We start from the raw sequence: 23,321 nt of genomic DNA on the forward strand, positions 1-23,321 counted from the left end.
AGTTCAAGAACATATGAACAGTTCGACTGTATGTCAACAATCGAGCTATTCTGGTCGATGTGATGACGGCACATCCCGAGCGGGACCGGATCGAGTTGGCGAATGTGTTCGCCGCACTGGGAAATCCATTGCGCCTGCGGATCGTTCGCGTACTCGCCGATGGGGCGGAGCACACCTGCGGTTCGATCGTCGACGGTGTGCCCAAATCCAATCTGACGCACCACTATCGGGTGCTGCGCGATGCGGGGATCATCTGGCAGCGGCCGTCCGGACGGGAAACCTTGCAGTCGTTACGCCGTGACGATCTCGATGCGCGGTTCCCGGGTTTGCTGGATTCGGTGATCGAAGCAGCCCGCCGGGAGCAGTCGCACGCGACCCGAACTTGATCACGGTTTGGCCGCATGGCGCGCGCGAAAGTCGTGGTTACCGTACCCAAGTCGGGTTATGCCGTACTGTGCCCGCGTGCCGCCATCCGCCCTCCGCGATCGCAAACGAGAACGTACCCGCCGTGCCCTCCTCGAGGCAGCCGTCGAGCTTTTCGAGAACAGAGGCTATGAGGAAACCACGGTGGCCGATATCGCCGCCGCGGCCGAGGTCGGCACCCGGACCTTCTTCAACTACTTTGCCAGCAAGGAAGAGTTGCTCTTCCCGGAACAGGACGAGCGGGTGCGCGCCGCGGTGGCTGCCATCGCGAGCCGTCGGCCCGGCGAGCGGCCCGTGGAAGTGCTGCTGCGCGCGTTGCGAGCGGCGGGCGATAATCCGGGCGAACACCTCGTCGATGATCTGAGTGCGCGCGTTGCCGCACTGCGCGCACAGGTTTCGCGCACCGTGCCCGCGGTGAGCGGGCGGGCCGCGCATGCGCAGTTGGTCGCGCAGCGCGAGATCGCGCGACAGTTACATATGGCATTTCCCGCCGAATTGGACGATGTCGGCGCCGCCGCGCTGGTCGGTGCCGTGGTCGGCGCGGTTTCCGGTGCGTTGACGGTGCTGTTCCAGAGTCCGGTGGCGGGCGTGGACGGCGAGCGGTTGCATCGCCAGATCCACGAAACGACCTCACGGGTGCTGCAGCCCTGGCTCGCCTCGAATTCCAAGATGCATGTCGGACCCGTGCACTGATCGCCTCAGCCGAATTGCTGCCAGCCCAAACGGATCACCATGCCGATGACGACGACCAGCAGTACGACGCGTACGAACTCCGCGCCCTTGCGTAATGCCATGTGCGAGCCGATGATCGCGCCCGCCACATTGCCGACCGCCATGGCCGCGCCCAGCGCGAACATGATGTGGCCGGTGACACCGAAGTAGAGCAGCGCACCGAAATTGGACCCGCAGTTGATCACCTTCGCCATCGCGGCCGCGCGCACGAATTCGGTGCCGAGCAGGGTGGCGAAGGTGATGATCAGGAAGGTGCCCGTGCCGGGGCCGAGCAGTCCGTCGTAGAAGCCGATCAATCCGGCAGCCAGGGCGATCACGAGCACGAACTTGCGCCGGGTCGGCGGGTGCGTGGCCAGGGTGATGCCGATCGATGGGCGCAGCGTGACGAAGACGGCGACGCCGACCAGCACGACCATCACGATCGGGATGAACAGGTCGCGATCGATCAGCGACACCGCCGCCGCACCGGTCGCCGCGGCGACCGCCGCGATCGCCGCCGCGGGCAGCAGCGTGCGCCACTGTATGGGAACTTTGCGCGCGAATGTCATCACCGATGCGCTGGTGCCCGCGACCGCGGCGAGCTTGTTGGTGCCGAGTGCGGTTTGTGGCGTGATGCCTGGTGCGACGAGGAACAGCGTCGGCAGGATGATCAATCCGCCGCCGCCGACCACCGCATCCACCCAGCCCGCGGCGGTCGCGGCTGTCAACAAGGCCGCCCAGTCTGCAAAATCCACCCGGCCAGCCAACCAGATGGTTGGATCGGGGCCGTCCGCACCTAGGCTGATATTCGTGCGCCGGTTCAGTCTGTGGCTTCGCGGCAAGCCCCTCATCTCGGATTCGATGCTGGCCGCCGCCCTGCTGCTGCTCGAGATTCTCGGGGTCGGCAATTCCGACAGCAAGCTGGCATACCTGGGAATCGGAGTGTTGTTGCCGGTACCGGTCGCGTTTCGCCGGCTCTATCCGCGGGCGATGGCGGCCGCGATGCTCGGACTCTCGATCGCCTCGACGCTGGTGAGCTACGCGTCCGAGGACAAGGCCGACCATATCGCGCTGTTCGGGCTCGGCATCATGTTGTACACGCTGGTCGCGTATGTCGGTCGCAAGGAAGGAGTCTGGTACGCGCTCGGCCTTATCGCCGACTGCACCAGCTCATTTCTGTTGCTGCACAAGCCGGCCGGTTCGGATCTGATCTTCACCGCGATGTTCTATGCGCTGTGCTGGACACTGGCCGAGTTCATCGGCGCGCGTCACGCCTACGACCAAGAGGTGGCGGCGCGGCTCGCGGTCGCCGACTACGACCGGGAACGTCGCGCGCACGATGCCGTGTCCGCCGAACGCACCCGCATCGCCCGCGAATTACACGACGTCGTCGCCCACGCGGTGAGCGTGATCATCGTGCAGGCCGACGGCGCGAAGTACGCGCTGCGGCGCGATCCGGACGCGGCCGAGCGTGCATTGACCACGATCGCGAGCACCGGCCGCGAGGCCCTGCGGGAATTGCGCCGAACCGTGGCGCTGCTGCGTATCGAGCACGCCCCGGATCAGTTGCCGCAGCACGGAACCGCGGGTCTGGCGAAGGTGGTCGAGATGATGCGCGATACCGGACTCGCGGTCGAACTCGAAATGACCGGTGAACTCGACGATATCGCTCCCGAGGTGAGTCTCGGCATGCACCGCATCGTGGCCGAGTCACTGACCAACACGCTGCGGCACGCGGGTTCGCATCCCAAGGCATGGGTGCGGGTGCAGCGCCGCGAAACCGATGTGGTCATCGAAGTCACCGATACCGGCGGAGTTCCGGTGCAGGAGCAGGCCGCGAGTCCGATCGTCGGCGGCGGTATGGGACTGGTCGGCATGCGCGAACGCATCGCCGTACTCAGCGGCACGCTGGAAGCGGGCCGCACCTCCGATGGCGCCTGGCGGGTATACGCGACCATCCCACTGGTGCGCGGCAACGAAAATGGTTAGCCGAGTGGCATTCCAGTGCAGAACACGTTGAGCGAGACGCTGTAGGTTGGAGCGGGTGAGCATCGCGACTTCCAAAGATGTGGACGCCGAGTTCCTTGCGTTACCACTGCACACGCTCGCCGACGCCGCACTGTCCGCGGCGCGGACGGCGGGCGCGCAGCATGCCGATTTGCGCGTGCATCGGCTGGTCACCCAGTCGATCCGGCTGCGCGACGGCCGGGTCGAGGCGATCAGCAATGCCACCGACCTCGGCTTCGCCGTGCGCGTGATCGTCGACGGCACCTGGGGTTTCGCCTCGCATGCCGCGCTCACTCCCGAGACCGCGGCCGAGGTGGCGCGGCGGGCGGTCACGGTGGCGACGACCCTGCGCGCGCTCAATCGTGAGCGCGTCGAACTCGCCGACGAGCCGCGATACGACAATGCGCACTGGGTTTCGGCCTACGACCTGGACCCGTTCACGGTGCCGACCGCCGACAAGGTCGCTGTGCTGCAGGATTATTCGGGCCGCCTGTCCGCCGCCGACGGCGTCGATCACGTCACCGCCTCGGTGCTGCAGGTCAAGGAGCAGACCTTCTACGCCGATACCGCAGGCTCCGCGATCACTCAGCAGCGCGTGCGCCTGCACCCGCAGTTGGAGGCGATCACCGTGGACACGGCGGCGGGCGTCTTCGAGACCATGCGTACCCTCGCCGCACCGGCCGGACGCGGGTGGGAGTACGTCACCGGTGCGGACGGAATCTGGGACTGGAGCGAGGAACTCGCGCGGATCCCGGGATGGCTGGCCGAGAAGGTGAAGGCGCCCAGCGTCGACGCGGGACCCACCGACCTGGTGATCGACCCGACCAATCTGTGGCTGACCATCCACGAATCCATCGGCCACGCCACCGAATACGACCGCGCCATCGGCTACGAATCCGCCTATGCGGGTACCTCGTTCGCAACCCCTGACAAGCTCGGCACGCTGAAGTACGGAACGCCGATCATGCACGTCACCGGTGACCGCACCGAGGTGCACGGTCTGGCCTCGGTCGGCTATGACGACGAGGGCGTCGCCGGACAGCGCTGGGATCTGGTGCGCGACGGCGTTCTGGTCGGCTATCAACTCGACCGTGTCTTCGCCCCGCGCCTGGGCCTGGAACGCTCCAACGGCTGCTCCTACGCGGACTCACCGCACCATGTGCCGATCCAGCGCATGGCCAATGTCTCGCTGCAACCGGATCCCGAAAACGACACCACTACCGCCGAACTCATCTCCCGGGTCGAGAACGGCATCTATATCGTCGGCGACAAGTCGTGGTCGATCGATATGCAGCGCTACAACTTCCAGTTCACCGGCCAGCGGTTCTTCCGCATTCGCGACGGCAAGCTCGACGGCCAGCTGCGCGATGTCGCCTATCAGGCCACCACCACCGACTTCTGGGGTGCGATGGAGGCGGTCGGCGGGCCGTCCACTTGGCGCCTCGGCGGCGCGTTCAACTGTGGTAAGGCGCAACCCGGCCAGGTTGCCGCGGTCAGCCACGGCTGCCCGTCGATCCTGGTGCGCGGCATCAACATTCTCAACACCCGGACGGAGGCAGGTCAGTGATCGAGGTGATGATGCCCGCTGGCGCGGTCGTCGAGCAGGCGCTGGCGCTCTCGCATGCGGACGAGGCGATGGTCATCGTCACCGATGCGCACGAGGCGTCGCTGCGCTGGGCGGGCAACTCGATGACCACCAATGGTTCCTCGATTTCCCGGGACTGGGCGGTCATTTCGATCTTCCGCGACGGCCCGAACTCCGCCCGCGTCGGCAGCATCAGCTCCACCAGCGTCGACCCGGCCGAGCTCGAGCAGGTGGTCCGCGCCAGCGAGGCGGCGGCCCGCACCGCCGAACCTGCGAAGGATGCGATGCCGCTGCTGACTCCGGATTCGGATGGTCTGCCCGACGCCGGGAGTGAGTGGGCGTCCGCACCGGGCAGCACTGGGATCGAAGTCTTTACCGACCTCGCACGCGACTTGGCGGGCGGATTCGACGGCGCCGATCGGCTCTATGGTTTCGCCTACCACCAGATGCATACGACATGGCTCGGCACCTCCACCGGTATTCGCCGCCGCTTCGTGCAGCCCACCGGTTCGGTGGAGATCAACGGAAAGCGCGGCGAGGGTGCGGATCTCGCGAGCGCGTGGGTCGGTGTCGGCAGCGCGGACTTCGCCGATGTCGACGTACCCGGACTGTTCACCGAATTGTCGCGGCGGCTGGATTGGTCCAAACGCCGGGTCGAGCTGCCCGCGGGTCGCTACGAAACCCTGCTGCCGCCCTCGGCGGTCGCGGACCTGATGATCTACCTGGCCTGGTCCATGGAGGGCCGGGGCGCGCACGAAGGACACAGCGCCTTCGCAAAGGCGGGCGGCACTCGAATCGGTGAGCGGCTCAGCGACATTCCATTGACGCTCTACTCCGATCCGAGCGCGGGCGGACTCGAATATCGTCCGTTCGTGGTGACTTCGTCGTCCTCGGAATCGCTGTCGGTCTTCGACAATGGTCTTGCGGCCCGGCGCGTGGACTGGCTGCGTGACGGGGTCATCGAATCGCTGGTCTACCCGCGTGCCACCGCCGCCGAATTCGACGCTCCCACCACGGTTCCCGGCGATAACCTACTGCTGACCGGCGGCTCGGGCGCGAGTATCGACGCGATGATCGCGAATACCGAGCGCGGCCTGCTGCTGACCACGCTCTGGTACATCCGCGAGGTCGATCCCGCGACCTTGCTGCTCACCGGTCTCACCCGCGACGGCGTCTACCTGGTCGAAAACGGCGAAGTCACCGCGGCGGTCAACAACTTCCGCTTCAACGAAAGCCCCATCGACCTGCTGCGCCGCACCACCGAGGCCGGCGCCACCGAGACCACCCTCCCCCGGGAATGGAAGGACTGGTTCACCCGAACCGCCATGCCGCCCTTGCGCATCCCGGACTTCCACATGTCCTCGGTGAGCCAGGCGACCTGACTATGCGGCCGGGGTGATCTCGAGGCCGATGGTGCCGGACTTGCCGCGGCGAATACTGCTCGCGGTGACCAGAATCGGGCCGAGGAGCCAGTACTTCTTCTTGATCAGCTTGCGTACCCGTTCGGTGTCGGCGGCATCGAGCACCCGGCCGGTGCCTTCGATGACCTCACCGCGCGGCTTGCCCGACGGGTTGCACGGTTGGAGGGTGACGGCGGGATTTTTGCGCAGCCGCTTGACCTTCCAACTGTTGGTTTCGGTCCACACATACAACTTGCCGTCGTCCTCGGCGGCCCATACGGCGGTGCCGACCGGTGTGCCGTCCTTGCGGAAGGTCGTCAGCAGCACATAGTCGGCCTTGCCGATCGCACCCAGCGTGTTCGTCATGTGGGCAGCCTATCCGCGATCGGACCGGCGGGCGCCCCTGCCATCAGTCCGGCATCCGGTATTCACCGGCCTCCAGGCGCTCGAGAACGCCGCCGGTCCAGTTCGACAGGTTGTCGAACACGCCGCTCCACAGCTCGAGCAGATCGGTCGCATGCGGTGGTTCGTACCGGCCGGGGAAGGTCGGGATCATGGCGATCAGATCATCGCGAACCGCCGCGGCATTGCGGCGTTGTTCGCGCAACTTCTCGATGACGTGCGCGCGCGGCAAGGCATCCATGAACGCGATACCCGCGCCCAGCACTTCCATATCGACGCTGACCAGCGCCTCGTCCATGAGCTTGCGGAACTCGGCCTCCCCCGCCTCGGTCAGTTCGAACAGGGTCCGCCCCGGCCCCTCGGTACTGCCCTGGGTGCCGAACGCACTCAATTTCCCTTCCTGCGTGAGCTGTTTCAGCGCGTGATAAATCGACCCCGGCTTCACACTGGTCCAGGTTTCGGCACGCCAGGACAGCAGTTCGCGACGCACGGCATAGCCGTAGGTGGGCTGACGCAACCGCATCACGCCGAGGACGAGTAGGCGCACAGCCGACATTCGGACTTCCCTTCTCCCGAAACGGCCATACTACTCAAATTTGACTTCCGACATTTCACCGCCCTAACCTCGGGTAGTCAAAATTGATTACCGCTAGCGAGGCAGAGCGATGACAGGCGATACGGCGGTTCCGGTGTTGTGGAGCGGCGATCTGAAGGACACCCTCGACTTCTACCGAGCGCTGGGCGCTGGGCTACACGGTGACCCACGAGCAGACCAGGCCATACCCCTACGGCGCGATCGAGGCCAACGGCTGTGCGGTCCATTTCGCCGCCGCACCGCCGGGCATCGAACTGCCCACCGAACAGGTCGGCTGCCTGATCATGCTCGACGACGTCGCCGAGCGACACGGCGCATTTACCGCCGCGCTGCGCAAGCGCTATGGGAAGGTGCCCGCGAAAGGTTGTCCACGCATCACCCGGTTCCGCCCCGGCCAGAGCAGATTCAGCGTGGTCGACCCGGTCGGCAATACCATCATCTACATCCAGCGCGACGAGCCCGAGGATGTCGACTACGGCGGCTCCCGCGAACTCGACGGCCTGGCACGAGTTTTGGACAATGTCCGCATCCTGCGCGATTTCAAGAATGACGATGCGACCGCGGTCCGGGTGCTCGATGTCGGTCTCCGTCGCTACGGCGCGCAAGCATCGGCCGCCGACAAGGCTCGGGCACTTGCGGCACTGGCCGAATTGGCCGTCGCCACCGGCGATTCCGAGCGGGCCGAGAAGGTACGCGTTGAACTCAGGGGCATATCGCTTTCGAAAGCCGAGCGCGCGAGCGTCGCGGCCGAGTTACGCGCCGCCACCGATCTCGCGGATTGGCTCACCGAAACGGATTGAGACGGGTTATGCGGCGGCGGTCAAAACCCGCGGTCCGTCCGCGGTGATCGCGACCGTGTGTTCGGAGTGCGCGGTCCGCGAGCCATCCGCCGAGCGGATCGTCCAACCATCCGGATCGGTGTAGATCCGGTCGGTCGTGCGCGCGAACCACGGCTCGATCGCGATGGTCAAACCGGGTCGCAGCGGATACCCGCGACCGGCGCGTCCCATATTCGGCACATGTGGATCCTCGTGCATCGTCCGTCCCAGTCCGTGCCCGCCGAATTCGGTATTCACCGGGTAGCCATTCGCCCGCGCGACAGCCGCGATGGCGGCAGAGATGTCGCCGATCCGGTTGCCTGGCAACGCAACCGCGACGGCAGCCGCCAACGCATCCTCGGTGGCCTTGATCAGCCGCAGATCCTCCGCATCGGCGGTGCCGACGATCATGCTGGTGGCCGAATCGGCGACCCACCCATTGATGCCCAGCGCCAGATCCATACTGAGGACATCCCCGTCGCGCAGCGCATAGTCGAACGGAAGTCCGTGCAGGACAGCATCATTCACCGAGAGGCAGATCGTATTCCGAAATGGTCCACGCCCGAACGACGGTGCATAGTCCCAGTAGCACGACACCGCGCCGCGCTCCTGAATCCGCTGCCGCACATGCTGTTCCAGCTCCAGCAGATTCACTCCCACCCGGGCCAGCGCACGCAGTTCCGCCAGGATCTCAGCGACGAAGCGCCCAGCCACCCGCATGCGTTCGATCTCTCCCGGCGACTTCAACTCCACCATGCCCGAACCTCCACCTTGGTATTTTTATACCGAGCATAGCTTCGATCGGTATAAAAATACCAATCACCCCGCGTGACCAGGCGATGTGTTATGTTCGCGAACGCGAAAGAGCACTGGTTTGTTTGGTTGTTCGCCGCTCCGAGCGGCATGCGTTCCGCCCGATCGACTCCCGATAGCGAACGTAGAGGAGCAAGCGATGCGCCCGCGCCACAAGGCACTCGTCGTCGCCGTCGCGCTGGCCGTGGCCCTGGCAATCCCCGCCTGCGGCGGCGGTTCGGCGAAGAAGGAAAACCAGTCGGGCACCGCCGCAGGCCCCGCCCGCAATCCCTACCTCGCCGCCGCGACCTATGGGCTCACCCATATCGATCCCGGCCAGTCCGACACCTTCCCGTACCAAACGCCGCAGGGCGAATTCCATATCGACCCGAAGCAGCAGCAGCGCATCACCTCGGGACCGGTCAATATCATGACGCTCGCCGCCACCGATCCGGACCACATGTGGGTCTCCTCTACCCAGGGCGTGGTCTATGTCCAGGTCGGCAACGGCATGTTCCACGAAATCGCGCGTGCGGACGCCCCGGGCGTGAAACCGATACCGTCGCAAGCGTTGGACCAGGTGCTCGGCCAGAACTTCACCGACCCGGGTCAGGTGGAGGCCGCCGTGCACAACGACTGGGGCATCGATTGGACGCGCATCACCAATGGCGTATACAGCCTGGTGGACAAGGACAATCGGGTCTACTACGTCACGCAGAACGCGCAGATCGTCGTGTTCGGCTTGACGAATGCGAACAATCCCGAAGCGGGCGTACGGGTTCTGCGCACCCTCGACTTCAAACCCTGGCTCGGCAGCGGTCCTGGTCTGAGCGGTCAACCCGAGTCCATCGTCGGCCTGAATATGACCTATGACGGCAAATTGGCCGTGCTCAGCACCCGCGGGCTGTCGATCATCGACCGCAGCCTGCAGGGCGAACCGCAGCAGGTCCATTTCGGCGCGGACGAGGTGGTCTCGAATGCGATGGCCGTGGACGACAAGGGCGGGATCTACGCCGCCTCGGACAAGATCATGCGCAAGATCGTCTGGACCGGATCCAAACTCTCGACCGCCGCCACCGACGGCGCATGGGCATCACCATACGATTTCGGCCGACAGCCACCTGCGGTGAAGTTCGGCATCGGCACCGGCTCGACACCCACCCTGATGGGCTACGGCAATGACGACCGGCTCGTGGTGATCACCGACGGCGCCGATCGGATGAAACTGGTCGCTTTCTGGCGCGACGCGATTCCGGACGGCTTCCAACCGAAGCCGGGCACCACATCCAACCGGATCGCCGACCAGATCCAGGTGACGGCCGGGCTGAATCCGCAGCCCGAATTCATCCAGAGCGAGCAGTCGGTCGTGGTGGACGGCTACGGCGCATTCGTGGTCAACAATGCCCGGCCGCAAGGCGCGCCGGACCGGCTCATCGATGTGCTCGCGGGCGGCCCGGTATTCGCGCCACCGTCGGGTATCGAGCGGTTCCAATGGGATCCGGCCAACCACAGCTGGTCATCGGTGTGGTCGCGCGCCGATGTGGTCTCCACGAGCATGGTACCCACGGAGAGCAGCAAATCCGGTGTGGTTTTCGTCAACGGCTATACCAAGACCGACGGCTGGGAGGTGACCGGTCTGGACTGGAATTCCGGAAAGACAGTGCACCGCACCATCTTCGGGCAGAGCAATCTCGGTAACGGCGCCTACGCGCTGATCCAGTTCTTTCCGAATGGGGATCTGCTGTTCAACAGTGTCGGCGGACCGTTCCGGGTGAAGTACAACGGTTGAGCTTGCGGTATTTAAATACCGCCCATAGTCTGGGCACATGGTCCGACTTCCGCTGACTCCCGCCCAGGTCGAGGCCGGTCGCCGTCTCGGAGCGCGGCTGCGGGCCGCGCGGGCCGATCGCGACCCGGCCCTTATCGCCCAGGCCGCCGGAATTTCACCTGAGACGCTGCGCAAGATCGAGACCGGACGGCTGCCGACGCCCGCATTCGGCACGATCGTGTCGCTGGCGGCTGCCCTGGACATTCCGCTGCAGGAACTCGCCGATACCTGGCGCTCGGCCGGCCTCGCGGAATCGGCCTGACCTACGCCGGTGTAATCGCGATGCCGATGGATCCGTCCGCGCCCCTGAACAGCTTGTGCAGACGGATCAGCACGGTGCCGATGATCCCGTATTTGCGCGAGACGAGATCGCGCACTCGCTGCGTTCCCGCGGCATCGAGCAACTCGGCCTTGCCCGCGACCTTCTCCTCGTTCTTCGGGCGGCCACGACCGTCGCATATCTGCAGGGTCACCGCCGGATTGCGGCGAATACGCTTGACCTTCCAGGTCTTCGGATTGGTCCACACCACGATCCGCTCGCCGTCCGGAGCCACCCATACGGGGGCGCCGACCGGCGTGCCGTCCTTCTTGTAGGTGGTCAGCAGGGCGAAACTGCTCGTGCTCACTTCGTTCCACGTCATACCCGAAACGGTAGGCCGGGGCGCCGACCACGACATCCGTATGCGGACAGACTCGCGCGTACGCCTGACGACGTAATGGGTCGAGCCTGCGGGATCACTTTGCTGGTCTGGGGTTTTTGCGCTGGTTGGCATTGAAGCGCGCCTTCTTCTGACGATTCCCGCACGTGTTCATGTCACACCATTTGCGGGTGCGACTTTGGCTGGTGTCGAAGAAGGCGGCTCGGCAGGTCGGCGATGCGCACAAGGCCAATTTTCCGTCTCGTTCGCCTGCGATGATGCTGATCGCGTCGGCGGCGATCACCCCTAGGGCATCTTCTACGCGGGAAGCCGAGCTGAGTCGCCATCGCCGATTGCCCTCGGGCGTCAAGATAGCCGCGGCTCGACCCTGAACGCTGCAGTCATTGATGACTTGGACAGCAGACGTGGGGAGAGCGTCTTGGATCGCGGCCGCTGTCGCGGCGGCGTGAATCGATTCCCTCAGTTCCCGAGCGAGTTCGAGCTGCGCGGTGGTGCAGGAGTCCACGGCTAGGCCGTTCACTGCCAGCCAGTCGACGAGTCGCTGAGGCGTGGGAATGCGCTCCACAGCATCGCCGCGACGCTCCGTCAGAGTCGCGGTGAAGCTGGTTGCTAGCACGTTACCGAGACGGAATTCAGGAAACCGAGCAGGCATGGAACCACCTTAGAAGGTTGCAAGCCGGCACAGAACCATGTTAGAACCGCCTTAGCCGGTTCCACGATGACCAGGAGGTCTCATGCCCACACATTGGTTCGTCACCGACGCAGCACCCGCCATAGATCGCGGCGTCGTCACCACGGCAGCTCACTTCGGCGGCGGCATCTCATGAACCGTCCAACCAGCGACGTGCAAGCATTCGAAGCCCACGCCACGGACGCCGTCCTCGACGATCTGCGCGCGCGATTAGCCGCGGCACGCCTGCCGGAAGCTGAGACGGTCTATCGCGCCGCACCCGACCCTCGCCGATGGGAGCAGGGCGTTCCTCTCGCCGACCTCGTCGATGTCGTGAACTACTGGCGCACCGGGTACAACTGGCGGTCGTTCGAAGCGCGCCTCAACCGGATCGGCCAGTTCCGCACGACCATTGACGATCTGGGAATCCACTTCCTACACCGCCGATCCGCGCGCGCAGATGCCACTCCTCTGCTCATGACGCACGGCTGGCCAGGCAGTATTGCCGAGTTCATCGATGTCGTAGACGAGCTGGCAGATCCGAAAGATGCAGACACGCCGGCGTTCCACGTCGTGGCCCCGTCGTTGCCGGGCTTCGGTTACAGCGACAAGCCGGCCACCACCGGGTGGGGAACCGAAAAGATCGCGGCCGCATGGGTGGAACTGATGGGAAGGCTCGGATACAACAAGTTCGCGGCCCACGGCGGCGACTGGGGAGGAAATATCACCACCGTTCTCGGTGGCAGGTTCCCCGCGCACGTTCTCGGCATCCACACCCTGTTCGCGGAGGGACCGCCCGGGTTGACAACGGACGGGCTGACGGCGGCCGAGCGCAAATGGACCGAGGAGACCCGCGATTTCTGGGGCGGATCGGCGACGCGCCACCGCGCGGCGTACGCGAAGCAGCAGGCGACCCGACCACAGACCATCGGCTACTCGCTCGTCGACTCACCAGTCGGGCTTCTCGCCTGGATCCTCGACAAGTTCGCTGAGTGGAGCGATACCGAAGACAGCCCGTTCGAAACGATTTCCAGAGACCGCATCCTCGACGACGTCACCCTGTATTGGCTGACGCGCACCGGCGCATCGTCGGCCCGCATCTATTACGAAAGCCACAACTCGCTCGACCCCGAACTTCGGGTCGACGTCCCGTCAGCAATCACTATGTATCCCCGCGACATCGGGAAGTGTCCGCGCCCCTGGGCACAGCAGCGGTACCGACAGATCGTCCGATGGAACTCGCCCGAAACCGGTGGACATTTCCCGTCGCTGGAGGTTCCCGAGTATTTCGTCAAGGATCTGCAAGCAGGCCTCGCGGCAGTGCTGGCCGCCAATTAGTGAACCCCGCCGCCCCGACCGTCACGGGCAGTGCGCCGCGGCCGGCGCCGCACAAGCTGCTTGCCGCGCTGATGGTCGGGGCGCGCTCCGCCCCATTTCACCTGATCAGCCGCGATAGGCGCGGAAGAACGTACGGAGATCGTTTACGAGGAGTTGCGGCTGCTCCAGCGCAGCGAAATGACCGCCCTCGGCGTACTCGCTGAAGTGCTCGATATACCCGTCCGGATTCATCAGCCGACGCATCAGCGGATCGGTATTGAATACCGCCCACCCCTGCGGCACACCCGACGACGCCACCCAATCCATGCCGGAATGCGCTGTCTCCCAGAGGAATTGCGCGGCCGAAGCGCCACTGCGCGTGAACCAGTAGATGCTGATATTGGTCAGCAGCAGGTCGCGGTCCACCGCCTCGCCGGTTGCGCGGGTCGGATCGGTCCAGACCTGGAACTTCTCCGCGATCCACGCCAGTTGCGCGATCGGCGAATCGGTCAGCGCGGCGGCGATGGCATTGGGCTGGGTGGACTGCAGGACCAGATAGCCCTTCTGCTGATTCCACCTGGCCTGCGCGGCCTGGATGGCGGCCAGTTCGTCCTCGGTCAAACCATCGGGCATCGGCAGTTGCTCGCCCACCAGACCGAGTGAGCCCCGGTCACTGTTCACATGCGTCGCGATGACCCGCTCCGGATGAGTGGCGGCCAAACGCCCGGTCACACCCGCACCGATATCACCACCCTGAGCAACGAACTTCTCGTAGCCGAGCCGAGACATGAGCTCGGCGAAAGCCTCGGTGGTGCGCGCCAACTCCCATCCGGTCGATGCGAGCGGCGTGGAGAACCCGAAACCCGGCAGCGACGGAATCACGACATGGAACGCGTCCGCCGGATCCCCACCGTGCGCCCTCGGATCGGTCAACGGGCCGATCAGCTCGAGGAACTCGACAACCGAACTCGGGTACCCGTGCGTGATCAGCAGTGGCACCGCATCCGGCTCGGGCGAACGCACATGGAAGAAATGCAGGGTCTGCCCATCGATCTCGGTCGTGAACTGGTCATACGCATTGAGCTTTGCTTCCTGCGCCCGCCAATCGAACCCGTCCCGCCAATACTCGGCCAGCTCCCGCAGGTACCCCGGCGCAATGCCACGCCCCCAATCGGATTCCGTGCCGGGCACCGAATGCGGCAATCGTGCGCTCGCGAGCCGCGCACGCAACTCGTCGAGTTCAACCTGCGGAATGTCGATCCGGAAGGGGCGAATAGGCTCTGTTTTCGTCATGAGAACCACTCTCGACCCCATTGCGGAAGACTTTGTTCCGCATTTCCGAATCAGATTCGGAATGGAATGCGCCGGTGCAGTCGAGCCGGATCGCCGGCGAGCGCACTGGACCCGATCCGGAATCAGCGGTTTTCGGTGCCGGCGGTGGTGAGGGTACCGCGACTCGGCAACGGCCGCATACCGGTGCAGCATCGCGCCCGGTCGATTACGGAAGGTTTCCTTCCGCAATTCCTGAGATGATCGACCGATGTTGGAGACTTCGGCGCGGTTGTTGCGGTTGTTGTCGTTGCTGCAGATGCATCGGGATTGGACCGGGCCCGCGTTGGCTGAGCGGCTCGGGGTTTCGACGCGGACTATTCGTACGGATATCGAGCGGTTGCGCAGGCTCGGGTATCCGGTGGATGCGACGCCGGGGGTTGCGGGTGGGTATCGACTGGGAGCCGGATCTTCGCTGCCGCCATTGCTTTTGGATGACGAGGAGGCCGTGGCGGTGGCGGTGGGGTTGGCGACGGCGGCCAATGGGGCGGTGACCGGGATCGAGGAGACTTCGGTGCGGGCGCTGGCCAAGCTGGAGCAGGTGCTGCCATCACGGCTGCGGCACCGGGTGCAGGCGCTGACGGCCGCCACCGTGCACGTGCCGCATCCGGGTCAGACGAATGTGGACGCGGGAGTGCTGACCGCCATCGCCGCGGCGATCCGAGCGAGCGAGCGGCTGCGGTTCGATTACGAAACCCATTCGGACGCAATCGAGCAACGATCGCCCACGCGGCGTGAGGTGGAACCGCATCGGCTCGCGCATTGGAACGGCCGCTGGTATCTGGTGGCGTGGGATATCGGACGCGCGGACTGGCGCACGTTCCGGGTCGACCGGATGACACCGCGGACACCGAACGGTGCGCGCTTCACCCCGCGCAGTGTTGCGGAAACCGACGTGGCCGAACGTATACAGCGCGGCGTCGGCGCCGCGACGTGGCGCTACCGCGCCACGGTGCGGGTAGCGGCCCCGGCTACCGCCGTGCGCACGCGTCTGCCCGCCGCCGTGACGGTAGCACCCGATGGCCCGAACCACTGTGTGATCCAGGTCGGTTCGGACACGCCCCATTCGTTGACGTTGTATCTCGGCCTGCTCGATGTCGATTTCGAAGTCCTGGACGCTCCGGAACTCGCCACGTATCTCCGAGCAACCGCCGAACGTTTTCGGAAAGCGGCGGGCGAGAATTGAAACGCGATGTGCCCTGCATTTCGGTGAGCGGCAACCCCGGTCGGGCGAATTCGACGGAATGCCCGGCCGGGAGTACCCGTTCGAGACTTACTCGAACAGCTCGAATTACCTCATTACTGATTGGCGCCGGCGATACCGCCGATGATTCCCCCGATGACGCATCCGGGCAGGAATCCGACGACGAAGAACAGCAGCCCGATCAGCGCACCGACGGCGCATCCGATCAACACACCGGCGACCGTGGTGCCCGCATCACCGATGAACTGCAACGGGGCCGATTGCGCTGCCGGCGCGTTGACCGGCGTCAGCGTCAATGTCGTTGCCGTGGCGTCGACTTCGGGCGTGACCTGCACCTGCTGACCCGCCACCGGCTGCAGTGTGGTCGGTACGGTGGCGACCACGGAGCCGTCGGGTGCGAGCACCGTAACGCCCGCATCGGGCGTCAGGACGAATTTGCCCGCCGCCAGTGTGATGGTGGCATCGGAGCGGTCCGTCGCCACCGCAGCGGTGTATTGGACGCCGTGATCAACGCCGTTGAGAACTGTTTCCGACGATACTTCGGGCGAGCCGTAGGCGGTGGCCGCGGTGATGCCTGTCGCGGCAACGGTCAAAACCGTTGTCACTACCAACTTTTTGATCTTCATTATGATTTCCAATCATCCAGCCGATTCGATCGATGTTCCCGAGAAACGGACATCGGACATCAATCATCATGCGCCCTCGACACACTCGGTGTCGCGGAAATCAGGAAAATCGAATTACGTTGCAAGATCAAATAATTGGAAATACCCAAAGGAACTGGGGTATTGCTTTTCCAGCTATTCCAGTTCGCCCTCGGTCTCCAGGTAGATCTGACGCAATCGGTCCAGTGTTGCCTGCTCCGGATGCTCCCACAACTCCCGTTGCGCCGCCTCAAGCAGACGCTCCGCAATGCCGTGCAGCGCCCACGGGTTGGACTGTTCCATGAACTTTCGATTCACGTCATCGAAAACGTAACTCTCCGCGAGCTTTTCGTACATCCAGTCGGCCACGACATCGGTGGTGGCGTCGTAGCCGAAGAGGTAGTCGACGGTGGCAGCCATTTCGAATGCACCCTTATAGCCGTGGCGGCGCATCGCTTCGAGCCAGCGCGGATTCACCACTCGGGCACGGAAGACGCGTGCGGTCTCCTCCGAGAGCGTGCGGGTGCGCACGGCGTCGGGGCGGGTGCTGTCGCCGATGTAGGCCTCGGGGTTCTTGCCGGTCAGCGCGCGCACGGTGGCGACCATGCCGCCGTGGTACTGGAAGTAGTCGTCGGAGTCGGCGATATCGTGTTCGCGGGTATCGGTGTTCTTGGCGGCCACCGTGATCCGGCGGTACGCGGTGCGCATATCGTCGGCGGCGGGTGCGCCGTCGAGGTCGCGACCATAGGCGAAGCCGCCCCATGCGGTGTACACCTGCGCGAGGTCGTCGTCGGTGCGCCAGCTCTTGGAGTCGATCAATTGCAGCAGGCCCGCGCCGTAGGTGCCGGGTTTGGAGCCGAAAATGCGGGTGGTGGCGCGGCGCTTGTCGCCGTGTTCGGCGAGGTCGTTCTGGGCGTGCGCGCGAACGTAATTCGACTCGGCGGGTTCGTCGAGGTCGGCGACGAGGCGGACCGCGTCATCGAGCAGCGCGAGCACATGCGGGAAAGCGTCGCGGAAGAAGCCGCTGATACGGACCGTCACGTCGATGCGTGGACGGTCCAGTTCCGCGAGCGGTATCACCTCCAAGGTGGTGACCCGGCGGCTCGCCTCGTCCCAGACCGGGCGGACGCCCAGCAGCGCAAGGACTTCCGCGATGTCGTCGCCGGAGGTGCGCATGGCGGAGGTGCCCCACACCGACAGTCCGACCGAGCGCGGATACTCACCGTGATCGGCCTTGTATCGATCGAGCAGCGAATCCGCCATGGCCTGCCCGGTCTCCCAGGCCAGTCTGGACGGAACCGCCTTCGGGTCGACCGAGTAGAAGTTCCGACCGGTCGGCAGGACGTTGATCAGGCCGCGCAATGGGGATCCGCTGGGCCCGGCCGGGATGAAACCGCCGTTGAGCGCGTGCAGGATTCGGTCGATCTCGATGCCGGTCTGGCGCAGGCGAGGCACGACCTCGGTCGCGGCGAAGCGCAGCACAGTTCGCACCCCAGCCAACGTCGGGGCGGGGACGTCCAGTGAATCGACGATTCCGTCGACGGCGTCTACGGACCAGTCGGCAGCTTGCAGTGCGGCCAGCAGCCCACGCGCTTGGGTCTCCACTGCGTCGACTCGTTCGCGCACCTCGGTACCGGATTCGTTCAGCCCCAGGGCTTCCCGCAGACCGGGCACATTCCGCTCGCCACCCCACAGCTGGCGCGCGCGCAGCATGGCCAGGACCAGATCGAGTTCGGTCTCCCCCGCCGGCGCCTGCCCGAGGACGTGCAGACCGTCGCGGATCTGTACATCCTTGATCTCGCACAGCCAGCCGTCGACGTGCAGCAGCATATCGTCGAAGACATCCTCGTCAGGGCGCTCGGCGAGGCCGAGGTCGTGGTCCATTTCGGCCGCGCGCATGAGCGTCCAGATCTGCTGGCGGATGGCGGGCAGTTTGGCCGGGTCGAGGGTCGAGATATTGGCGTGCTCGTCGAGCAACTGCTCCAAACGCGAGATATCGCCGTAGCTTTCGGCGCGGGCCATGGGCGGAATGAGGTGGTCGACGAGGGTCGCGTGGGCGCGGCGCTTGGCCTGGGTACCCTCGCCCGGGTCGTTGACCAGGAACGGATAGATCAGCGGCAGCTCACCGAGCGCGGCGTCGGTGCCGCAGGAGGCGGACATGCCGAGGGTCTTGCCGGGCAGCCATTCCAGATTGCCGTGCTTGCCGAGGTGCACCATGGCGTCGGCGGCGAAACCGTCCGGCGCGGCGATCCAGCGATACGCGGCGAGATAATGGTGGCTGGGCGGCAGGTCCGGGTCGTGGTAGATGGCGACCGGGTTCTCGCCGAAGCCGCGCGGCGGCTGCACCATCAATACGATATTGCCGAAACGCAGTGCGGCGATCACGATTTCGCCCTTGGGATCGGCGGAGCGGTCGACGTAGAGTTCGCCGGGCGGCGGTCCCCACGCCTCGACCACGGCTTCACGCAGATCATCGGGCAGGGTGTCGAACCAGCTGGTGTACTGGTCGGCGCTGATGCGGATCGGGTTGCCTTCGAGCTGTTCGGCGGTGAGCCAGTCCGGATCCTGACCGCCCGCGGCGATCAGCGCGTGGATCAGCGCGTCTCCGTCGCGTTCGGTTAGTCCCGGCACCTCGCTCTCGTCGCCGAGATCGTAACCGGCAGTGCGCATCTCGGTGAGGAGCCGGATCGCGCTGGCAGGGGTGTCCAGGCCGACTGCGTTGCCGATGCGCGCATGTTTGGTCGGGTAGGCCGACATCATGATGGCGATGCGTCGCCGTTCGGCCGGGATGTGGCGCAACCGTGCGTGTCGGACCGCGATACCGGCGACGCGAGCCGCGCGCTCGGGATCCGGCACGTAGGTGGACAGTCCGTCGGCGTCGAATTCCTTGAAGGAGAACGGAACCGTGATGATGCGGCCATCGAATTCCGGGACGGCCACCTGGGTGGCGACATCCAGCGGGGAGAGCCCGTCGTCGTTGGCCTCCCATTGGGCGCGGCCGCTGGTGAGACACAAACCCTGCAGGATGGGCACATCGAGTTCGGCAAGGGCGGCGACATCCCAGGCCTCGTCGTCGCCACCGGCCGATGCGTTGGCGGGCTTGGTGCCGCCCGCCGCGAGCACGGTTACCACCAGTGCGTCTGCGGTGCGCAAGGTGTCGAGGAGTTCCGGCTCGGCGGTGCGCAGGGACGCGCAGTACAGCGGCATGGCCTTCGCACCGGCATCCTCGATTGCCGTGCAGAGGGCATCGATGTAGGCGGTGTTTCCGGCGAGATGTTGTGCGCGGTAATAGATTACGGCCACCGTCGGGGGGCGCTCGGCAGTTGTGCCCAGCTCAGTGCTCGGCGTGCGCTCCAACTCGCCCCAACTCGGCAGTTGCACCGGCGGCTCGAAGCCGTGGCCGGTGAGCAGCACCGTATCCGAAAGGAAGTTGTGCAGCTGACCGAGATTTTCCGCACCGCCGGCGGCGAGGTAGTTGTGCGCGTCGGCGGCCACACCACCGGGCACCGTCGAGCATTCCATCAGCTCGGCGTCGGGTGCGATCTCACCGCCGAGCGCCACCATCGGCACCCCGCTCGCGCGCACGGCCGCGAGCCCGTCCTCCCAGGCGCGCTTGCCGCCGAGGATCCGCACGATCACCAGATCGACGCCGTCGAGCAGCGCGGGCAAGTCGTCGACCAACAGCCGAGCCGGATTCCCCCACCGATATTCCGCACCACTCGCACGCGCGCTCAACAGATCGGTGTCGGATGTCGACAGCAGCAAAATCACAGGTGGCAGCCTTCCTCGGGTGACGCGCCCATCGGTTACGGTGCTCGCCGGAGAGGGTCTGGCTTTCGACAGTGGCGCGACCGCACCGGAGTTCCACCGGTTTCCTCATCGCCCGCCGAGCAACCAGATGCTACAGCGTGTCCTTCCAATCGGATGATTGGGTGACACCACCCTTCTCGGGTGTCCTGACCCATCGCCACCGAGGTGGTGTGGGTGTCGGTTTCCGCGTCATCCGAGACGGTTTCACCCACACCGCAGTGAGGGTCAGCGCCGTCTCGTCGGCCGACATTGATGACCAGGGTTCGCGCTTCGTCCCGAGCCGCTTGATAACAGGTAAGTGCCCGGTCACGTACTCGGCGCTCAGGTCAGGTCGGCGTTTCCGTCGATCACCTTCAAGTGGTAGTGGAATTTGTCGACGCGCCAGCCCGCAGCGGAGCGTTCGGCGCCGATGCTGTAGCTGCCGACGAAGGTGCGCGTCTTGCCGTGGGACGCATCATTCTTCACGTGCACCGCGATGGCGTCGGCGTGGATCTCGGCGTGGTCGCCCTGCAGGTCGACCAGGTAGTTGCCGGCCTGGTGATGGACGCCGTCGAGATCGGCGAGACCCGTGCGCCAATCGCCGACGATATCGGCTGCGGGCCGCACCGCCACCTCGCCGCCGAAGCCACCATCGAAGTCGACCTTCGGCGTGAATACCTCCGCGACAAGGTCATCCCAGCGCTTCTGATCGGTGTAGACGAACATCCTGGTGACAACGTCGATGATCGCGAGTCGGTCGGCAACGGTAGAGATTTCGCTCATTCCGCCAACCTTAACGGCGGGCCGGGGTTTACGCCGACTGGTCGGTCGCTATTGTCTGGTTGCACCCGAGCGTCGGTGCGAGGTACCGGAGATCGGCACCGTTTTCGCTGTGCGCTGCCAGGCTCGGATGTCTTCCAGCGCGTGGCCATTTGCCCGCTCACATGATCAAGCCGCGATCCAGCGCTGGACGCCGCACGATGCGACGGTCACGGCCGAGCGGGTATCAGCGCCGATTGCGCGGGATTCGCGACGAGGCTCCCTCACGGTCAAGCGTCACCGTCGTCGCCGGATTTCGCGACTGGGCGGTGTCGGCGGTCACGCGTTGCGGCCGTCGCTGATCGCGCGGCGGCGGGGTCGTAGGCTGGATGGGTCATGACGCGTACCAATCCCGATTCCTGCCCCGGCGTGCTGCGGCTGCATGAGGCGGCCGATGGCCCGTTGGCTCGGATCCGCCTGCCCGGTGGGCGGCTGGATCCGGAGCAGTTGCAGGTATTGGCCGAGGCGGCCGCCGAACTCGGCGATGGGAATATCGAGCTGACCTCGCGGGGCAATGTGCAGTTGCGGCAGGTGCGTGATGCGGCCGCGCTGAGTGAGCGGTTTGCGGAGGCCGGGCTGTTGCCCAGCGATACGCATGAGCGGGTGCGCAATATCGTCGCGTCACCGCTGTCGGGTCGAATCGGCGGCCGGGCGGATGTCCATGCGCTCGTTCCGGCGCTCGACACAGGTTTGCGCACCGCACCGCGGTTGGCCGAGCTGCCCGGCCGCGTACTGTTCACCCTCGACGACGGTCGCGGCGATATCAGCGGCCTCGGTGGCGATATCGGCGTACACGCCACGGGCGCAGCGGAATTCGCGCTCGTGCTGGCCGGTGGTGACTCCGGCATCCGGGTATCCGGGGCCGACGCGGTCCAAGTGATGCTCGCCGCCGCGCACGCCTTCCTCGATCTCGGCTCGGGTCAATGGCGACTGCACGAAGTCGATGACGGTGTGCGGCGAGTAATCGATATCCTCGGCCTGTCCCCCGGCCCCGAACGCCTGGAATTCGGTGCCGCCCATGACATTCCGATCGGCTGGCTCGACCAGGACAATGGCCTGGTCAGCCTCGGCGCGGCCGTTCGCCTCGGCTCCCTGCCCGCCCGCATCGCCGAATTCATCGCCGCCATCGAACGCCCCATCTTCATCACGCCTTGGCGCAGCCTGGTAATCACAGACCTAGACGAATGGCCCGCCGAACAGGTCGTCCGCGTACTAGCCCCCATGGGCCTGATATTCGACGCCAACTCCCCTTGGCTCCAGGTCAGCGCCTGCGCGGGGCAACCGGGGTGCGCAAAGGCGCTCACCGACGTCCGCGCAGATGCCGCAGCCGCCGTCCAAACCGGTCGCGTACTCCCCACCGACCAGCCCGCCGCAGACAGCGATGCCGACGGCCACGCAACAGAAACCCGCCCGACACTCCACACAGCCGACGAAGTCGCAGTCGCCGGCCGCCAACACTGGTCCGGCTGCGAACGCCGCTGCGGCCGCCCCCGCGGCCCGGTCACCGACATCGTCGCCACCGAAAACGGTTACCGCATCGGCTGACACCGCCCAGCGAGTGATCGCAGGGAATCCCGACGCACCATATCGCGCCGCAGTCCACAGACCGACGATCCGGCGCCGCGGTGGTTTGCTATCTGCTGAAAGCGACAGCACGTGACTGCGGCATGTGCGCCGCAAAAATAGCCCAGTTGAGCTGGTTCTCGGGCACAGCGCGTGGCACGGTGAGGGCAGCGGTTGACTCGTGGGAGGAGTGGTCCTATGACGGTCGGGCGGCTCGGTGATGCCGAGATCGATGCGATGTCGGCGCAGGAGCGGCGGGAGTTGATTCGGCGGTTGCAGTTGCCGCCCGAGGGGGTGTTGCCGCGCCCGGAGGTGGTGCGGATACATCGGCGAGTGCGGTTGACGCTGATGGTGGGTGGGTCGATCGCGCTGATTCCGTGGATCGTGTACCTCGCGGTGGCGCTGCCGCCTGATTATCAGGCCCGTAATTGGACGCTGACCTGGGTCGGGTTCGACATACTGCTGGTCATCATGATGGCCACGACCGCCTATCTGGGCTGGCAGCGCAAGCAACTGCTCATGTTGCCCGCATTCGGCACCGGCCTGCTGTTGCTGGTGGACGCCTGGTTCGACATCACGACCGCCAACTCTCGCGACGTCTGGTTCTCTATCGCCATCGCCTGCGTCGCCGAAATCCCCCTCGCCCTGCTACAGATCAGCGGCGCACTCCTGCTGTTCAAATTCGTTGCCGAACTCCATCCGTTGGCCGAACCAGGTGTCAGCGGTTTGCGCACCAAACTCCCGTTCTGACAGCGGTGCTCGCGCC

22 protein-coding genes are annotated in these 23,321 nt (G+C 65.4%); 12 read left to right on the top strand and 10 right to left on the bottom strand.

Features of this window, described 5'->3' with window-relative positions; translation table 11 throughout:
• The first annotated feature begins 62 nt into the window (after window positions 1–62).
• Both ACQPYR_RS24335 and ACQPYR_RS24340 read left to right on the top strand, forming a co-directional pair.
• A complete protein-coding gene (locus ACQPYR_RS24335; protein WP_433621265.1) occupies window positions 63–386 on the top strand; it encodes an ArsR/SmtB family transcription factor in 324 nt (107 codons plus the stop codon).
• 76 nt (window positions 387–462) lie between these two features.
• A complete protein-coding gene (locus ACQPYR_RS24340) occupies window positions 463–1,116 on the top strand; it encodes a TetR/AcrR family transcriptional regulator (RefSeq protein ID WP_433621266.1) in 654 nt (217 codons plus the stop codon).
• A gap of 5 nt (window positions 1,117–1,121) precedes the next feature.
• On the opposite strand, the gene ACQPYR_RS24345 is transcribed toward ACQPYR_RS24340, so the two are convergent.
• Window positions 1,122–1,889, bottom strand: a complete 768-nt coding sequence (locus ACQPYR_RS24345; RefSeq protein ID WP_433621267.1) for a TSUP family transporter — start codon at window positions 1,887–1,889, stop codon at window positions 1,122–1,124.
• A gap of 55 nt (window positions 1,890–1,944) precedes the next feature.
• On the opposite strand from ACQPYR_RS24345, the gene ACQPYR_RS24350 reads away from it, so the two are divergent.
• From ACQPYR_RS24350 to ACQPYR_RS24360, 3 genes are read left to right on the top strand one after another with little or no spacing between them, the layout of a single operon-like run.
• The gene (locus ACQPYR_RS24350; protein WP_433621268.1) at window positions 1,945–3,123 is read left to right on the top strand and encodes a sensor histidine kinase; all 1,179 of its coding nucleotides are present in this window, start codon (window positions 1,945–1,947) and stop codon (window positions 3,121–3,123) included.
• Window positions 3,124–3,178: 55 nt separating this feature from the next.
• The gene (locus tag ACQPYR_RS24355; RefSeq protein WP_433621269.1) at window positions 3,179–4,708 is read left to right on the top strand and encodes a TldD/PmbA family protein; all 1,530 of its coding nucleotides are present in this window, start codon (window positions 3,179–3,181) and stop codon (window positions 4,706–4,708) included.
• Window positions 4,709–4,716: 8 nt separating this feature from the next.
• Window positions 4,717–6,108 carry a metallopeptidase TldD-related protein gene (locus ACQPYR_RS24360; RefSeq protein ID WP_433635229.1) on the top strand — a complete coding sequence of 464 codons (1,392 nt, stop codon included), beginning with the start codon at window positions 4,717–4,719 and terminating at the stop codon, window positions 6,106–6,108.
• Here the strand turns inward: ACQPYR_RS24360 and ACQPYR_RS24365 are convergent, their stop codons facing one another.
• Complete coding sequence (locus ACQPYR_RS24365; protein ID WP_433621270.1) at window positions 6,109–6,492, bottom strand: PPOX class F420-dependent oxidoreductase; 384 nt, start codon at window positions 6,490–6,492, stop codon at window positions 6,109–6,111.
• 43 nt (window positions 6,493–6,535) lie between these two features.
• Window positions 6,536–7,084 (bottom strand): PadR family transcriptional regulator, encoded by a 549-nt coding sequence (locus ACQPYR_RS24370; protein ID WP_433621271.1) that lies wholly within the window; start codon window positions 7,082–7,084, stop codon window positions 6,536–6,538.
• A gap of 200 nt (window positions 7,085–7,284) precedes the next feature.
• On the opposite strand from ACQPYR_RS24370, the gene ACQPYR_RS24375 reads away from it, so the two are divergent.
• A complete protein-coding gene (locus ACQPYR_RS24375) occupies window positions 7,285–7,923 on the top strand; it encodes a glyoxalase (protein WP_433621272.1) in 639 nt (212 codons plus the stop codon).
• 6 nt (window positions 7,924–7,929) lie between these two features.
• On the opposite strand, the gene map is transcribed toward ACQPYR_RS24375, so the two are convergent.
• Window positions 7,930–8,697, bottom strand: a complete 768-nt coding sequence (gene map, locus ACQPYR_RS24380; RefSeq protein WP_433621273.1) for a type I methionyl aminopeptidase — start codon at window positions 8,695–8,697, stop codon at window positions 7,930–7,932.
• A gap of 196 nt (window positions 8,698–8,893) precedes the next feature.
• Here map and ACQPYR_RS24385 point away from each other — a divergent pair, with 196 nt between their 5' ends.
• Together ACQPYR_RS24385 and ACQPYR_RS24390 are read left to right on the top strand one after the other, a co-directional pair.
• A complete protein-coding gene (locus ACQPYR_RS24385) occupies window positions 8,894–10,522 on the top strand; it encodes a hypothetical protein (RefSeq protein WP_433621274.1) in 1,629 nt (542 codons plus the stop codon).
• A gap of 37 nt (window positions 10,523–10,559) precedes the next feature.
• Window positions 10,560–10,823 (top strand): helix-turn-helix domain-containing protein, encoded by a 264-nt coding sequence (locus ACQPYR_RS24390; RefSeq protein WP_433602950.1) that lies wholly within the window; start codon window positions 10,560–10,562, stop codon window positions 10,821–10,823.
• Window position 10,824: 1 nt separating this feature from the next.
• Here ACQPYR_RS24390 and ACQPYR_RS24395 read toward each other — a convergent pair whose 3' ends face one another.
• Window positions 10,825–11,202, bottom strand: a complete 378-nt coding sequence (locus tag ACQPYR_RS24395) for a PPOX class F420-dependent oxidoreductase (protein ID WP_433621275.1) — start codon at window positions 11,200–11,202, stop codon at window positions 10,825–10,827.
• Window positions 11,203–11,296: 94 nt separating this feature from the next.
• On the bottom strand, window positions 11,297–11,872 hold the full coding sequence (locus tag ACQPYR_RS24400; protein WP_433621276.1) for a CGNR zinc finger domain-containing protein: 576 nt from the start codon (window positions 11,870–11,872) through the stop codon (window positions 11,297–11,299).
• Window positions 11,873–12,043: 171 nt separating this feature from the next.
• Between ACQPYR_RS24400 and ACQPYR_RS24405 the strand changes: the two genes are divergently transcribed.
• The gene (locus ACQPYR_RS24405) at window positions 12,044–13,228 is read left to right on the top strand and encodes an epoxide hydrolase family protein (protein ID WP_433621278.1); all 1,185 of its coding nucleotides are present in this window, start codon (window positions 12,044–12,046) and stop codon (window positions 13,226–13,228) included.
• 105 nt (window positions 13,229–13,333) lie between these two features.
• Here the strand turns inward: ACQPYR_RS24405 and ACQPYR_RS24410 are convergent, their stop codons facing one another.
• A complete protein-coding gene (locus ACQPYR_RS24410) occupies window positions 13,334–14,500 on the bottom strand; it encodes an epoxide hydrolase family protein (protein WP_433621279.1) in 1,167 nt (388 codons plus the stop codon).
• A 247-nt stretch (window positions 14,501–14,747) separates the two neighbouring features.
• Between ACQPYR_RS24410 and ACQPYR_RS24415 the strand changes: the two genes are divergently transcribed.
• A complete protein-coding gene (locus ACQPYR_RS24415; protein ID WP_433621280.1) occupies window positions 14,748–15,722 on the top strand; it encodes a helix-turn-helix transcriptional regulator in 975 nt (324 codons plus the stop codon).
• A 113-nt stretch (window positions 15,723–15,835) separates the two neighbouring features.
• Here ACQPYR_RS24415 and ACQPYR_RS24420 read toward each other — a convergent pair whose 3' ends face one another.
• The 3 genes from ACQPYR_RS24420 to ACQPYR_RS24430 all read right to left on the bottom strand — a co-directional run bounded on the left by ACQPYR_RS24420 (window position 15,836) and on the right by ACQPYR_RS24430 (window position 20,956).
• The gene (locus ACQPYR_RS24420; protein ID WP_433621281.1) at window positions 15,836–16,366 is read right to left on the bottom strand and encodes a hypothetical protein; all 531 of its coding nucleotides are present in this window, start codon (window positions 16,364–16,366) and stop codon (window positions 15,836–15,838) included.
• A 174-nt stretch (window positions 16,367–16,540) separates the two neighbouring features.
• Window positions 16,541–20,155, bottom strand: coding sequence for a cobaltochelatase subunit CobN (gene cobN / locus ACQPYR_RS24425; RefSeq protein ID WP_433621282.1), 3,615 nt, complete (start codon window positions 20,153–20,155; stop codon window positions 16,541–16,543).
• 360 nt (window positions 20,156–20,515) lie between these two features.
• Complete coding sequence (locus tag ACQPYR_RS24430; protein WP_387293763.1) at window positions 20,516–20,956, bottom strand: nuclear transport factor 2 family protein; 441 nt, start codon at window positions 20,954–20,956, stop codon at window positions 20,516–20,518.
• A gap of 372 nt (window positions 20,957–21,328) precedes the next feature.
• On the opposite strand from ACQPYR_RS24430, the gene cobG reads away from it, so the two are divergent.
• Window positions 21,329–22,537 carry a precorrin-3B synthase gene (cobG, locus tag ACQPYR_RS24435; RefSeq protein WP_433621283.1) on the top strand — a complete coding sequence of 403 codons (1,209 nt, stop codon included), beginning with the start codon at window positions 21,329–21,331 and terminating at the stop codon, window positions 22,535–22,537.
• 216 nt (window positions 22,538–22,753) lie between these two features.
• A complete protein-coding gene (locus ACQPYR_RS24440; protein WP_433621284.1) occupies window positions 22,754–23,305 on the top strand; it encodes a hypothetical protein in 552 nt (183 codons plus the stop codon).
• The last annotated feature ends 16 nt before the right edge of the window (window positions 23,306–23,321 follow it).

The organism is Nocardia sp. CA-120079 (assembly GCF_050955745.1).
GTDB lineage: Bacteria > Actinomycetota > Actinomycetes > Mycobacteriales > Mycobacteriaceae > Nocardia.